Annotated in this window: 14 protein-coding genes; all 14 read left to right on the top strand. The window is 57.7% G+C overall.

Going from position 1 to position 11,984, the window contains the following annotated elements:
- Nucleotides 1–4 precede the first annotated feature (4 nt).
- The 14 genes from HMPREF7215_RS10090 to HMPREF7215_RS14085 all read left to right on the top strand — a co-directional run bounded on the left by HMPREF7215_RS10090 (nt 5) and on the right by HMPREF7215_RS14085 (nt 11,973).
- On the top strand, nt 5–592 hold the full coding sequence (locus HMPREF7215_RS10090) for a tail tube A (protein ID WP_009165769.1): 588 nt from the start codon (nt 5–7) through the stop codon (nt 590–592).
- Nucleotides 589–3,186, top strand: a complete 2,598-nt coding sequence (locus tag HMPREF7215_RS10095) for a phage nozzle protein (protein WP_009165770.1) — start codon at nt 589–591, stop codon at nt 3,184–3,186. The genes HMPREF7215_RS10090 and HMPREF7215_RS10095 overlap by 4 nt, the downstream gene beginning before the upstream one ends.
- Nucleotides 3,187–3,189: 3 nt before the next feature.
- Complete coding sequence (locus tag HMPREF7215_RS12535) at nt 3,190–4,503, top strand: phage tail fiber domain-containing protein (protein ID WP_156797525.1); 1,314 nt, start codon at nt 3,190–3,192, stop codon at nt 4,501–4,503.
- Between the two features lie 10 nt (nt 4,504–4,513).
- Entirely contained in the window at nt 4,514–5,503 is a 990-nt protein-coding gene (locus HMPREF7215_RS12540) for a collagen-like domain-containing protein (protein ID WP_009165772.1), read from the top strand.
- A gap of 23 nt (nt 5,504–5,526) precedes the next feature.
- Nucleotides 5,527–5,805, top strand: a complete 279-nt coding sequence (locus HMPREF7215_RS10110; protein ID WP_009165773.1) for a hypothetical protein — start codon at nt 5,527–5,529, stop codon at nt 5,803–5,805.
- The gene (locus HMPREF7215_RS10115; RefSeq protein WP_009165774.1) at nt 5,795–6,601 is read left to right on the top strand and encodes a hypothetical protein; all 807 of its coding nucleotides are present in this window, start codon (nt 5,795–5,797) and stop codon (nt 6,599–6,601) included. Before HMPREF7215_RS10110 ends, HMPREF7215_RS10115 begins: the two co-directional genes overlap by 11 nt.
- Nucleotides 6,602–7,579, top strand: coding sequence for a radical SAM protein (locus HMPREF7215_RS10120; RefSeq protein WP_040551114.1), 978 nt, complete (start codon nt 6,602–6,604; stop codon nt 7,577–7,579).
- Complete coding sequence (locus tag HMPREF7215_RS10125) at nt 7,567–8,253, top strand: hypothetical protein (protein ID WP_009165776.1); 687 nt, start codon at nt 7,567–7,569, stop codon at nt 8,251–8,253. The genes HMPREF7215_RS10120 and HMPREF7215_RS10125 overlap by 13 nt, the downstream gene beginning before the upstream one ends.
- A 21-nt stretch (nt 8,254–8,274) precedes the next feature.
- The gene (locus tag HMPREF7215_RS10130; RefSeq protein WP_040551115.1) at nt 8,275–8,589 is read left to right on the top strand and encodes a hypothetical protein; all 315 of its coding nucleotides are present in this window, start codon (nt 8,275–8,277) and stop codon (nt 8,587–8,589) included.
- Between the two features lie 143 nt (nt 8,590–8,732).
- Nucleotides 8,733–9,170, top strand: a complete 438-nt coding sequence (locus HMPREF7215_RS10140; protein WP_198004599.1) for a hypothetical protein — start codon at nt 8,733–8,735, stop codon at nt 9,168–9,170.
- 117 nt (nt 9,171–9,287) lie between these two features.
- Nucleotides 9,288–9,530 carry a putative DNA maturase A gene (locus tag HMPREF7215_RS10145; RefSeq protein ID WP_009165780.1) on the top strand — a complete coding sequence of 81 codons (243 nt, stop codon included), beginning with the start codon at nt 9,288–9,290 and terminating at the stop codon, nt 9,528–9,530.
- Nucleotides 9,530–10,018 (top strand): hypothetical protein, encoded by a 489-nt coding sequence (locus HMPREF7215_RS10150; RefSeq protein WP_009165781.1) that lies wholly within the window; start codon nt 9,530–9,532, stop codon nt 10,016–10,018. The genes HMPREF7215_RS10145 and HMPREF7215_RS10150 overlap by 1 nt, the downstream gene beginning before the upstream one ends.
- The gene (terL, locus tag HMPREF7215_RS10155; protein ID WP_009165782.1) at nt 9,987–11,762 is read left to right on the top strand and encodes a phage terminase large subunit; all 1,776 of its coding nucleotides are present in this window, start codon (nt 9,987–9,989) and stop codon (nt 11,760–11,762) included. The genes HMPREF7215_RS10150 and terL overlap by 32 nt, the downstream gene beginning before the upstream one ends.
- The gene (locus tag HMPREF7215_RS14085; RefSeq protein WP_009165783.1) at nt 11,737–11,973 is read left to right on the top strand and encodes an HNH endonuclease signature motif containing protein; all 237 of its coding nucleotides are present in this window, start codon (nt 11,737–11,739) and stop codon (nt 11,971–11,973) included. The genes terL and HMPREF7215_RS14085 overlap by 26 nt, the downstream gene beginning before the upstream one ends.
- The last annotated feature ends 11 nt before the right edge of the window (nt 11,974–11,984 follow it).

Below are 11,984 nucleotides of genomic sequence, written 5' to 3' on the forward strand. Positions count from 1 at the left end.
AGACATGCCCAATACCGCTACGGAACTCAGCGCCGTCAACATCATGCTCGAAACCATCGGGGCCGCTCCCGTAGCGAGCTTGGCCGGCGTGCAAAACCAAGATGTCATCGTCGCCAAGTCCGTTCTCGATCAGGTGGTCCGTGAAGTACAGGGAGAGGAATTCTATTTCAACACGGAAAAAGGCTTTCCTTTTGTCCCCGAGAACGACGGCACGGTACGTGTCCCTAACAACGTGACGCGCATCTATCCTTGCGCGGCTTTTTACGGGCCGAAGGATGTCGTCGTGCGTGGCAATAAACTCTACGACAAAGAAAATCATACCTATCGTTTCGAACACCCGTTCGAAGCCGACATAACGCTGTGCCTTGATTTCGACGCGCTGCCGAGCGAAGTGAAAACCTACATTACCATCAGAGCCGCCCGTAAGTTCGCTGTAACGTCCCTTGGTGACGATAACGTCGAACAGTGGACGGCGCAGGACGAAGCCCGCGCCAGAGCCACTATGATCGCCGCTGACACGGCGCAAGGCACGGCGCATATGGGCGTGCGCATGAAACTGGACCCGCTGATCGGAGTAGAACTCTCACGATGAACGTCGTCAAAACAATCCCCAACCTGATCGGCGGCATCTCGCAACAGCCCGCCGCATTACGCCTGAACAACCAGCTGGAAGATCAACTTAACTTTGTCAGCTCTCCCGCCGCCGGTTTGCAGAACAGACCGGCGCTCAAATACGTCAGTTCTTCCCCGTACACGGGGGGAGGCGCGTTTTTCACACTTGACCGGGACGAGCAGGTACGTCATAACTTGTGGATCGGCCCTGATGGTCTCAGAATCGAGGATTTACAGGGAAATGTAAAAACCGTCCAGTATCAAGGAAACGCCTTGGCATACCTGAGTCTTCCGGCAGGCGCTGACAAAAAAAACAGTTATCGCATTCTCAACATTGCCGACTCTTGCTTTATCGTTAACCGGACGAAAACGCCTCAGATAGATCAGAACAGCATTACGGAGAGCAAAAACCATGCGTTGATTCACATCAAACAAGTGGCGCTCGGAACCACGTGGTCCGTTACGCTCCAGGGAAAAAGCGTCAGTTACGGCTATTCGTCCGACACAAGCCTGTCCGTTTCGACGGAGCAGGTCGCCAACGAACTTGCGAACGCGTTGCTCGGCGATTCGACGATCAGTGCAGCTTTCAATATCGTCCACGCTTCGTCCGTCATTTCGATCGAAAGGAAAGACGGCGGCAGTTTCAGCATTGGCTTAAGCGACTCGCGCGGCAACACATACAGCTCTTTGACGACGTGGAAGAACAAGAACTTCACCGATCTCCCAACGATCGCCCCAGAGGGTTTCGCGTGTTGTATCAGCGGTTCTACCGGGAGCGCGGCGGATGATTATTATGTCCGGTTCGTCGCTTCCGGGGCAGCTTCCCGGCTGACGTGGCAGAACGCCGAATATCCTGTGGGCGGCGTCAAGAAACGTATTTACGTGCGCAGTTCGGAAGAGCCCTTGTTTACTGAGAACAGACTTGTCTCATGCACGAATTTGCACGGATTCACCACGCGGATCAAAAACGTCGGCGTGCAGGTTGTCACACCCACTGGGGGCACGCCCCAATATCGTTATTTGGTGGAATTTGAAACGAAATTCCCGGATAACGCGGGCAATCTTCGCTTCAACACTGGAACACAGACGATAACCGGCCTGTCCCGCGGTACGTGGGAAGAATGCGTTGCGCCGGACATTCCCAACAAGTTCGTTAACGCGACGATGCCACACCTCCTTGTTCACGATCTCGAAGAAGACATGTGGGTGTTCAAACCTGTCAACTGGGCGGCGCGTTCTTCCGGAGACGCTGAGTCAGCGCCGTGGCCGAGCTTCATCGGCAAAAAGATTACAGCGCTCTTCCTTTATCGGAATCGTCTTGGTTTCGTGGCGGGGGATTCCGTCTCGCTGTCCGCGGCGGGGGACCTTGAGCGCTTTTTCCCTGAAACCGTGCAGACGTTGACGGACGCCGATCCCATCGACCTTTCCGTGTCTGTCGATGACTATTCGGACATTCGCGCCACCGTCACCGTGCAGGATAAACTATTCTTTTTCAGCAACCGTCGTCAGTACACGTTCTCTTCGCCGGACGCGCTCAGCCCCAAAACAGCCGCTGTCCTGCCGTCCACGGCGTACTCGTGCCTCCCGGATATCGGCCTCCCAGTCGTCGGAGACAGGCTCTATTTCGCCACCGCCTACAGCGCGAAGATGCAGGTCAGGGAGTACGGCGTTGATCCTTATACCGACAACAAAACAGCCAACCCCGTTACCGCCCATGTCGCCCAGCTCATTCCCAAAGGCGCTAACATGTGCCTTGTTGCCTCCCCGACAGCGGATTGTCTGGCCTTTTTCAGCTCGGTTTACCCCAACACGCTGTTCCTGTACCAGTGCTATATCTCGGGCGGCAACAAGCTCCAAAGCGCGTGGAGCAGACAGACCTTCAACGCGACAATCCTGAACATGGCGTTCAGAGACAACGTTCTCTGGCTCGAACTACTGAAAAACAATCAGAGGATCATGTGCACGCTCGACCTTTCCACGCAGCAGACAAAACACAAGTTGCTTTACGAACCAGCGCTCGACTTCCAGACGACGTACGCGAACGTCGCGACAGTGACCCTCCCTTACACGCCCGACGCAGACAAACTGGTTGTCCTTGCGAAAGACGCAAAGAACCGTCTGATGCGTCTGACAACCACGCAGATCGACGGCAGGGCGGTCAACTTAGACAAAGAGTACTCCTATGTGGTTATCGGCGAAACATACACAAGGAAGGCCGTTTTCAGCGAAATCTGGCCAACAAAACAAGATGCTTCGGGCGCGACCGCCACACTCACCGACGGGCGTTTGCAGCTGCGTCGCTGGACGCTCAGTTACTTCATGACCGGGCCGTTCGTCGTAAGAGTGAAGAGTAAAGTCAACGACCGCTTTGTATTGTACAGGAGCAACCAGATCGTCGGCCGCCGTTCTTCCGTGCTTGACAGCTTGCCGATCGCCACGAACAGTTTCACGGTGCCGTGCCGCGGGCGCAACACCGAAGTGGAAGTCAGCGTCGAGAGCGACAATTACTTCCCTCACGATTTCCTCTCCATGGACGTCGAAGGGAATTACACCAAGAAAAACAAGAACATCTAAGAGGTGAGACGGATAGCAAGCACCCCATACAGCTACGCTATGTATAAGGGCGACGGCGCGAACAAGACGTTCAACGTTTCGTTCCCTTACATATCGAAAGCACACGTACATGCATGCCTTTACAGAGCCAATGCCGAAGACACACCCTTAACGATCGTGGAATGGTTGAGCAACGGCGCATTACGCCTTGGAACGGCCCCGCCCAAGGACGCTGACGTCAAGATATACCGCGACACGCCCAAAGACCACCCGCTGGTCGATTTCGAGGACGGCAACGTCATCCTCGCCGAAGACCTCGACCTGAGCGTCATCCAGAATCTTTTCATCACGCAGGAAGCCTACGATTATTTATCCCAGTCGGTAGACCCATACGTCAAGCAGGTCAACGGCCTCGTCGACGAGTTCAAGGTGACGTACAACGACTTTCTCGGCAAGTTCCAGATCGTCAAAGAATACGCAGCGTTCCTCGAAGACTGTTCGTCTGGAGTGCCCATCGGCGCGACCGTCATGTTCAAGAAAGGACAGCAGGAACCCGGCTATCTCCTCGCCAATGGCGCGCCGTATGACACGGCGAAGTACCCGTATCTCGCCGACTGCCTCGGCGCGGCCAACCTGCCCGACATGAGCCACACGCCCGTGCTTATCCCCGGCTGGGCGTGGTATGTCAAGGCGTATCACCGCCCCAACGTCAGAGGTGACCTCAAACGCTTGCAAATACTCGTCCACCAGCTCCCGTCGGACCAAGCCGCGTACGGCGCGTACAATTCCAGCGAGGACATACTCAACCTCTATATACCTCAAGGCATCCAAGGCATTCAGGGCCCCATGGGTCCCACTGGTCCGGCCGGGCCTCAAGGGCCGCAAGGCGAGCAAGGCCCGCGCGGCATTCAAGGCCCGCAGGGCGAGCAGGGGCTCCGCGGCCCCGAAGGCGCGCAGGGCGTCAAGGGCGATACGGGCGAGCAGGGGCCGAGAGGCTTTCAGGGCGAGCGAGGCCCTCAAGGCATCGCCGGTCCGCAGGGGCCTACGGGGCTGCAAGGCCCGCGAGGTCCGCAGGGCGAAGTCGGCCCCAGAGGCCCGCAGGGCATCAAAGGCGACAAGGGCGACCGCGGCGACCCCGGCCCGGAAGGACTGAAAGGCCCCACCGGCGATAAAGGCCCTACCGGCGACGCCCCTGTGGGGCTGTGCTTCGGGAATTTCCAGTACAACAACGACGGGCACCTGCTGTTTTCCGTTTACGGGCTCGAAGAAGGCAGCAACATCGTCGCCAGCTTCGACCACCGCGGGCACGTGATCATGGCGATCACGTCCGACATCTAGGAGGTAACGCATGTCTATTGTCAAAACCATCGATCTCGGCCCCGCGCGGGCCGTCTACAAAGGCGCGTGGGACGCAGAGGCCATCTACGAGTACAACAACATGGTGCGCCATCAGGGGAGCCTGTGGTGCTACGTCTCCACCGACGAAATCGCCGGGGACGAACCCCGTCCCTCTGCGGCCGACGAAACGACTTCCGCTTCCGGGCGCTGGATCGTCGTCGGCGGCACGGGCGAAAAAGGCGACAAGGGCGAACAAGGCATTCAAGGCGTTCCCGGCGTCAACGGCCTCGACGGCGCGCAAGGCCCCCGCGGCGAAATCGGCCTGACCGGCCCGCAAGGCCCAGCCGGCCCGCAAGGCCCAGCCGGTATCCAGGGGCCAAGGGGCACCGCTCCCGACCACGAGTGGAACGGGGCGAAACTGCGCTGGAAGAACCCTGACGGCACGTGGGCCGCATGGGCTGACCTCAGAGGCCCCCAAGGCGTCACCGGCCCCGAAGGCCCCGTCGGCGTACAGGGCCCCGTAGGCCCCAAAGGTAATACCGGGCCGACCGGACCGCAGGGCCCCAAGGGGGATACTGGCGCGACCGGACCCGCCGGCCCGAAGGGCCCCAAGGGGGATACTGGCGCAACCGGAGCCGCCGCCACCATCAAGATCGGCACCGTATCCACCGGAGCCGCGGGCAGCACCGCCGCGGTCAGCAACTCCGGCAACACCCAGAACGCCGTGCTGAATTTCACCATTCCCCGCGGCGCGACCGGGGCAAAAGGCACGCAGGGCCCAAAGGGCGCTACGGGGGCGCAAGGGCCTGTCGGCGTCTTCCGCATCGGTTCGGTGACGACGCTTGCCCCCGGAGCCAACGCTACCGTAGCGCTTTCCGGAAACGGCACAAACGGTTCTCCGTACTACTTCGCGTTCGGCATTCCCCGCGGCGCGACAGGAGTTTCGAGCGGCTCGGGCTGCACGGGTTACCACGAGTCATGTAATTGTGATGACCATTAAAAGCACAGAGGAGCGTTGGAAAAATGAGATGTGAAGTCCGACTTTCAAGTTACACCGACTGGGTGGGCGAAACAGTACGTTGCCTGCGCGACGGACAGAGCGTCGCCATTATCCCCGACGACGCGGAAACGCCGAATTGGGGGTACCGAGAAATTCTCAACCTTGGATTGGGACTGTACCATTTGGATCGCTCGTGCCCTGAATGGCGTAACAGCGTCTCTTTCGGTGAGATCAAGTGCGACGAAGAGGCGGTTTTAAACCTGTACCGTTCGATGACAGGAGGTGCCGCCCATGGCGCTTAGTTTTATTGAACTCTTGAACCGCAACAATTACCCCAAGACCATTGCAAAATTCGAGAACATCGAAGCATACCAGAGCGGCGAGTACACGGCCGTTCTGTGTGAAGGCACCATCGAACCCGACGTCCTTACGCACGACGGCCAGTTCGTCTACGACAAGATCAATACCGCCGTCGCGCACTACCACAACGGCGTCTACGTCAGCCTGTACTACTGGGGGCTGGGGATCAACGCCGAGTATCTCGACACCCCCATTGAGGGCAAGGTCGTCTACGCGCCGCTTCTCGGCTCCGGCCGCTACCTCTACACAGGCGCGAGGAAATACATCGTCGCAGACGCCCCCCTGCCCGCGGAACAGCCCGCGAACTACGGACTGCTTTACAAACGCGTCGTCTTCGGCGCGGAAAAGACGCTCGCCGACCTCTACAAAAACGCTTTCAAATACCGATACATGCGCGACGGTGACGCCTACATGGCGCTCAACGAAGTGGGCGCGGTCGAGAACATGCTCGAAGTCGTGAAAGAGACGGTGACATTGCGCGAGGTCGGTTCGATCTATTCGCGCCTCGACAGCCTGAACCTGCTGCTCTGCTACGTGCTCCAACGCATCCAGACGCTCCTCCCCGAGAACGAAAGGACGCTGCTGGCCGACGCCCTCGCGTCTTCTGCGCCTCTCGACGACGTCGCCCTCGCCGGGCACGAGCTGAAAGAGGTTCGCGACATTGCGCTGGCGGCGAGACAGGGCGTCGACGCGCTGCGGGCGTACACAGTCTACAACGGCGCGCATCTCGTCGTATAAATGCGCACCTATATCGTCCTCACGAACTCGGACTGTAACCTGGGGTGCTCCTACTGCTGCGAGTATCGTAAATGTACGGCGGTGTTCGACGTTGAAAATAATATCGACTATCTTTCACGGCGTCTGGAAGAGGACGCTCCGCAGGCGGGCGAAAAGGTGCTGCTGTACTGCATCGGCGGGGAATCGCTGCTCCATCCGCAAAAACTCGACGCCTTCTTTTCGCGCGTGAAAAAGCGCGTTGACCCGCGGTTTGCCATCGACACGAGATTCATGATCCAGACCAACGGCACGTTGGTGGCGCACTCCGAGCAGTCCGCGTTTTTGGAGAAGTGGCGGGACGTCGTCCGCCTCGGCTTTTCCATCGACGGCATGAAATACAAGCACGACCGCGACCGCTGCGGGAGTTTCGACGCCTGCATCAAGGGGCTGGAACACGCGAAGGCGCTCCTTTCGCCCGAACAGATCACGATCAAGGGCACGTTCACCGTCGAAGACATTCCCCGCTTCGCCGAAAACGTGAAGTACCTTTTGAGCCTCGGCGTGTCCAGCGTCAAGTCTAACTTCGACACCGGTGCGGTCATACCCGAATGTCTCACGCTGCTTCTGGCCGAGCAGATGTGCTCCGTCGTGGACTGGATCGCGGAAACGAAATGCCCAACGTGGTGGTCGGAGTTGAACGACCCCAGCGCGTTCGCCGATCTCGGCTGCGGCGTTGGGGACGGCAGCCGGTGCCTTGGACTGGACGGGCACGAGTACCCGTGCTTCGTTTTCGCCTCGAACAAAAACCGCCGCGCCCCCGTTTACAAGGAAGCCGACGAGTGCGCGACATGCGTTTTGAAGTGCTGCTGCGTGCCCTGCGCCGCCGCCATGGTGGCCGGAGGGCACGCCAAGCGCCCGTGGTGTGCCTATACGTGGGCGCGGACGATAACGAGAATGTACGCGAAATTGAGAAAGGTGGAAAAACCATGGCATACGTAACCTACAAGGACAGCTACGGCAACGACATCAAAGCCTACGCGCGCGTCAAGGTGGCGGGGCACGAAGTTGAAAATAACTCTAGGGAATGGCTGTTCGACATTTTTCTTGGCATGGACGAGCTGACAGGGACAGGCGCGCCCTACCGCTGCGCTTCGGGGTATTACCCCGTCTGCGTGCGCATCAACTCCGCGGGCGAACTCGACCTGCCCGCCGCGCGGCTGGAAGCCCTGAAAACGCAGCGCATCCAGCTGATCGAAAGCCACGCGGCGCGACAAGCGACAGAGATCGACGAGATGCTTCTGATGCTTACCCACGGTCCCGACACTTCCCCCGAAGTAACCGCCAGCGCCGTCGCGTCGCTGCGCTCGCACCTGAACGACGGCCCCCAGACGCCCGAGGAACAGGCCGCGCTCGTCAATCTGGTTGCAAACTACAACCAGCTCTCCGGCACAACCCATCCCCAGAGCTGCGGGATGAACCTCTTTATTTTCATGCTAAATCTAATCGATTTCCAACGTGCCCAGATCGCCGCCGACAAAGCGCTGCACATAGCCGCCGTGCAGGCCGCGACGACGGAAGAGGAAGTGAACGCCGTACCTTATATCTGGACAGCCCACGACACCCCCGTCTTCGACCCCGCCGTGACGTACACTTACACGCCGCAGGAGCCGTAAAACAAAAGGAGTACGCAATGTATGATCGAATCCGAAAAGCTTCAAGATTTGATTCCTTTTTTTGTCCTCGGTGGCTTGGGAGGAGCCGTAAGAGCGCTGAATGAGAACGAATCCTTGCGCACTGTCAGCATCCGGATTATTACCGGCTCATTCTTCGCCACCTTAGGCGGGTTATTGTCGGAAGTAACGGGCTTCCCCATGTCCGTACAATACGCATTCGCCGGTGGAATCGGCTGCTGCGCCAGCGAGATCATGCGCATGCTCCAAAAAAAGCTGCCCAAAGCCATCGGCAAGAAGATCGACAAAAAAGATGATTGCAAATATCTTTACGAATAACAAGAAGGCCTGCATCGTGCTCGGTGTAGGCCTTCTCGTCTATACGCTCGTCGGTCTCTGGGCGTGGTTCTTTTACCGCCCCTCGGCACCGGCGAAACACATCGGAGCCGTCGTCGAACAGCATAAGAGCGAGGTGAAAGAACTTGAACGAAGCGTGGCGGAAACGCGCAAAGAAACGGACGAAAAAGCGCCTCAGACTGAGCGCCTTGATATCGACGCTCTTGTTGATTGGTTTAACGACTGGCTGCTACGCCAAAGCTATTAAGCTGAATGACAACGAAGCATCGTTGACTCAAGAGGATTTGAACAATGTCAGAAACGCGCTCAGAGAAGCGGAACATATCAAACGATCTCTCCAACGCGAGCGCGAAGCCTATGACCGCCTCGCAGCTTCAAGAGCTTATCTCGACGCTGAGAGAGACGCCGAAACAGCTACCCTCAGAGAACAGATCAAGGCAATGCAGAGGCAGAAGAAACAGGACGCGCTTCCGCACTTATACGCTTTCGCCGAAGGCTTCGCGTCCCGGGAACGAAACAGTGACTACCGCATCGGGCTTCGTATGGAATGGAAGCTGTTCTGACGAAGACACCCCTTAAAACGCGCGCCAATGCCTATAACTTTGCTTCAGGCATACCCAATTGCCTTTAAAACAAGTTAGGGCCATTGGCATGCGAATTTCAGGCTCACGGAGGATTTCATGAGCAAAGCGACTTCGAAACAGATGGGGGACTTGCATGGCCTGACCGCCGCCGTCCTCTCCGAACAGATACAACAGATGAAACGCGGGGAAATCCCGCTTGACACCAAAGTGCTCGCCGCCGCCATCAAGTTCCTTAAAGACAACAACATTGAATGCACCGACGAGGACATGAAAAAACTCTTCGACATCAAAGAGCCGCTCCCTACTTTTGTCAGCGACCTTATGGACGGGGAAGCGTGATGCACAAATATTTCGCTACAATCCCCAACGAAGAGTTGAAGTATATCTCTTCCCATATCAGCAAGGCGAACAGAGACGAGATCGCCGTCTGGCTCGACAAGCACCCGGAAGAAATGAATTCGGCCGCCGTCAGTTTAGCCCTGCGCCTTACCGCGATCGACAGTCTAACGATGTTCGTCCTGTACGACGCCAAAGACCGCCCCGGGGCGTTCGGCTGCGTCTCTCCCAGAGGGGCCATGTCCTTCGTCATCTGCGAAGGCATCGACCGCAAGACTTACGTAAGGTGGCTCAGGCACAGCCGCGAGATCGTCGATCACTGCGCCCGCCTCGCCGGAGGCGAGATCGGCTGTCTCGCCGATTCCCGCAACGAGCTCGCCAAAAAATGGTTCGCCTTTGCGGGCCTCGAACGGCATGAAGAAACGACCGTGACCAAGGCGGGGGTGACATTCGTTTATTATGACCACAGAATACCCTTGGCAGAACAGTAAGCTCAAAGACTTTCGCGCGTTCCTGTACGTCGTCTGGAAGCACCTCAACCTTCCCGAACCGACCCCGCTTCAATACGATATCGCCAACTACCTGCAAACCGGGCCGAAGCGTAAGATCATCGAAGCGTTCCGGGGCGTCGGTAAAAGCTGGATAACGTCGGCCTACGCCTTATGGCGGCTCTATTGGAACCCACAGCTCAATATTTTGGTCGTGTCAGCGTCCAAGGAACGCGCTGATTCTTTCAGCACCTTCACGTTACGCCTCATTGATGAAATGGGCATTCTTAGCCCTCTCAAACCCGATTTCAACAAAGGACAACGCAACTCCAAGATTGCCTTCGACGTAGGCCCCGCCAGAGCCTCGCACGCGCCATCGGTAAAATCCGTAGGTATTTACGGACAGCTCACGGGAAGCCGCGCCGATGTTATTATCGCGGACGACATCGAAATATCGAATAACTCGTATACACAGATGATGCGCGACAAACTCAGCGAAGCCGTCAAGGAATTCGACGCCATCCTCAAACCGGCCGACGACGCCGAAATCACTTACTTGGGGACGCCGCAGGTCGAGATGAGCCTGTACAACGCCTTGCGAGACCGCGGATACAGTACGCGCATCTGGCCCGCCCGCGTCCCTTCGGCGGAAAAGCGGATCGGCTACGGCGACCGTCTCGCGCCATACGTGGCCAAGATGGAGGACGTCGGGCGTACTACCGACCCAGCACGGTTCAGCGACAACGACTTGCGTGAGCGCGAAGCGTCTTACGGCCGTTCCGGATTCGCGCTGCAATTCATGCTCGATACCACATTGAGCGACGCCGAACGCTTCCCCCTGCGGCTGAACGACCTTATCATTCTCCCGCTCGATAAGGACATGGCACCGGAAAAAGTCGTGTGGTCGAGCGGCCCGGAGCTGCTCATCAAAGATCTCGCCAGCACGGGCTTCGCCGGAGACAGCTTTCACCGCCCCATGGGCATACAGGGCGAGTTCCGAGAGTACACCGGCTCGGTCATGTTCGTCGATCCGTCCGGAAGAGGCATGGACGAAACCGCTTACGCCGTTGTAAAAACGCTCAACGGGCAACTTTTCCTCACCGCCTGCTGCGGGCATATCGAAGGGTACAGTTCAAGCGGCATGTCGAAACTCGTTAAGGTCGCTAAGGAAAACAAAGTCAACAAAATCCTCATCGAATCGAACTTCGGCGACGGCATGTTCGCCGAACTGTTCAAACCGTACCTGAACGACGAATACCCGTGCGCCCTCGAAGAAGTGCGCAGCACAAAGCAGAAGGAAGCGCGCATCATCGACACGCTCGAGCCCGTGCTCAACCAGCACCGCCTGATCGTAGACCGTTCCGTAATCGAGGAAGATTTCCACTCCATCGAGCGCTACCCGGAAGAACGCGCTAGGGAATACCTGCTCTTCTACCAAATGACACGCATCACGCGCGAGCGGGGGAGCCTTAACCACGACGACCGTCTTGACGCTCTCGCGGGCGCGGTCGCCTACTGGACGCAGGTCATGGGCGTCGACCGCGAAGCCAACATCAGGGAGCGCAATGAAGAAGAACTCAAAGCGACGATCGACATCATGACTGAACTCGACCGCGACGCGACGGCGTTCGACCTGTTCGTCATTTCAGGTGACGCCGTGAAAGCGCTGAAAGCAAAAGGAGGGAATGTTCGTCATTGGGTAGAACCCATGGCCGTCACATATGAAAAAAAGCGTCAAAATACGTGATTACGAGAAAGAATATAGGGAATACCACGGAAAGCCCGAGCAAATCCACAAACGCAGCCTGCGCAATCAGGCGCGGCGCGTCCTCGGGCTCAAAAAAGGCGACCCAAGGGAAGCCGACCATATCCGGCCGCTCGCCCGGGGTGGTTCGAACACGCGTTCCAATCTGCGGGCCGTTTCTTTACGGACCAATCGCAAAAAATACGACAAGTGAGGTGATTCAGC

Source organism: Pyramidobacter piscolens W5455 (assembly GCF_000177335.1).
Lineage (GTDB): Bacteria > Synergistota > Synergistia > Synergistales > Dethiosulfovibrionaceae > Pyramidobacter > Pyramidobacter piscolens.

What these genes read in the sequence shown, in the direction of transcription:
- HMPREF7215_RS10130 (WP_040551115.1), top strand. Translation starts at nt 8,275, where the DNA reads ATGATCGAATCCGAAAAGCTTCAAGATTTGATTCCTTTTTTTGTCCTC.
- HMPREF7215_RS10115 (WP_009165774.1), top strand. Translation starts at nt 5,795, where the DNA reads ATGGCGCTTAGTTTTATTGAACTCTTGAACCGCAACAATTACCCCAAG.
- HMPREF7215_RS10110 (WP_009165773.1), top strand. Translation starts at nt 5,527, where the DNA reads ATGAGATGTGAAGTCCGACTTTCAAGTTACACCGACTGGGTGGGCGAA.
- terL (WP_009165782.1), top strand. Translation starts at nt 9,987, where the DNA reads ATGACCACAGAATACCCTTGGCAGAACAGTAAGCTCAAAGACTTTCGC.
- HMPREF7215_RS14085 (WP_009165783.1), top strand. Translation starts at nt 11,737, where the DNA reads ATGAAAAAAAGCGTCAAAATACGTGATTACGAGAAAGAATATAGGGAA.
- HMPREF7215_RS10090 (WP_009165769.1), top strand. Translation starts at nt 5, where the DNA reads ATGCCCAATACCGCTACGGAACTCAGCGCCGTCAACATCATGCTCGAA.
- HMPREF7215_RS10120 (WP_040551114.1), top strand. Translation starts at nt 6,602, where the DNA reads ATGCGCACCTATATCGTCCTCACGAACTCGGACTGTAACCTGGGGTGC.
- HMPREF7215_RS10125 (WP_009165776.1), top strand. Translation starts at nt 7,567, where the DNA reads ATGGCATACGTAACCTACAAGGACAGCTACGGCAACGACATCAAAGCC.
- HMPREF7215_RS10150 (WP_009165781.1), top strand. Translation starts at nt 9,530, where the DNA reads ATGCACAAATATTTCGCTACAATCCCCAACGAAGAGTTGAAGTATATC.
- HMPREF7215_RS10145 (WP_009165780.1), top strand. Translation starts at nt 9,288, where the DNA reads ATGAGCAAAGCGACTTCGAAACAGATGGGGGACTTGCATGGCCTGACC.
- HMPREF7215_RS10095 (WP_009165770.1), top strand. Translation starts at nt 589, where the DNA reads ATGAACGTCGTCAAAACAATCCCCAACCTGATCGGCGGCATCTCGCAA.
- HMPREF7215_RS12540 (WP_009165772.1), top strand. Translation starts at nt 4,514, where the DNA reads ATGTCTATTGTCAAAACCATCGATCTCGGCCCCGCGCGGGCCGTCTAC.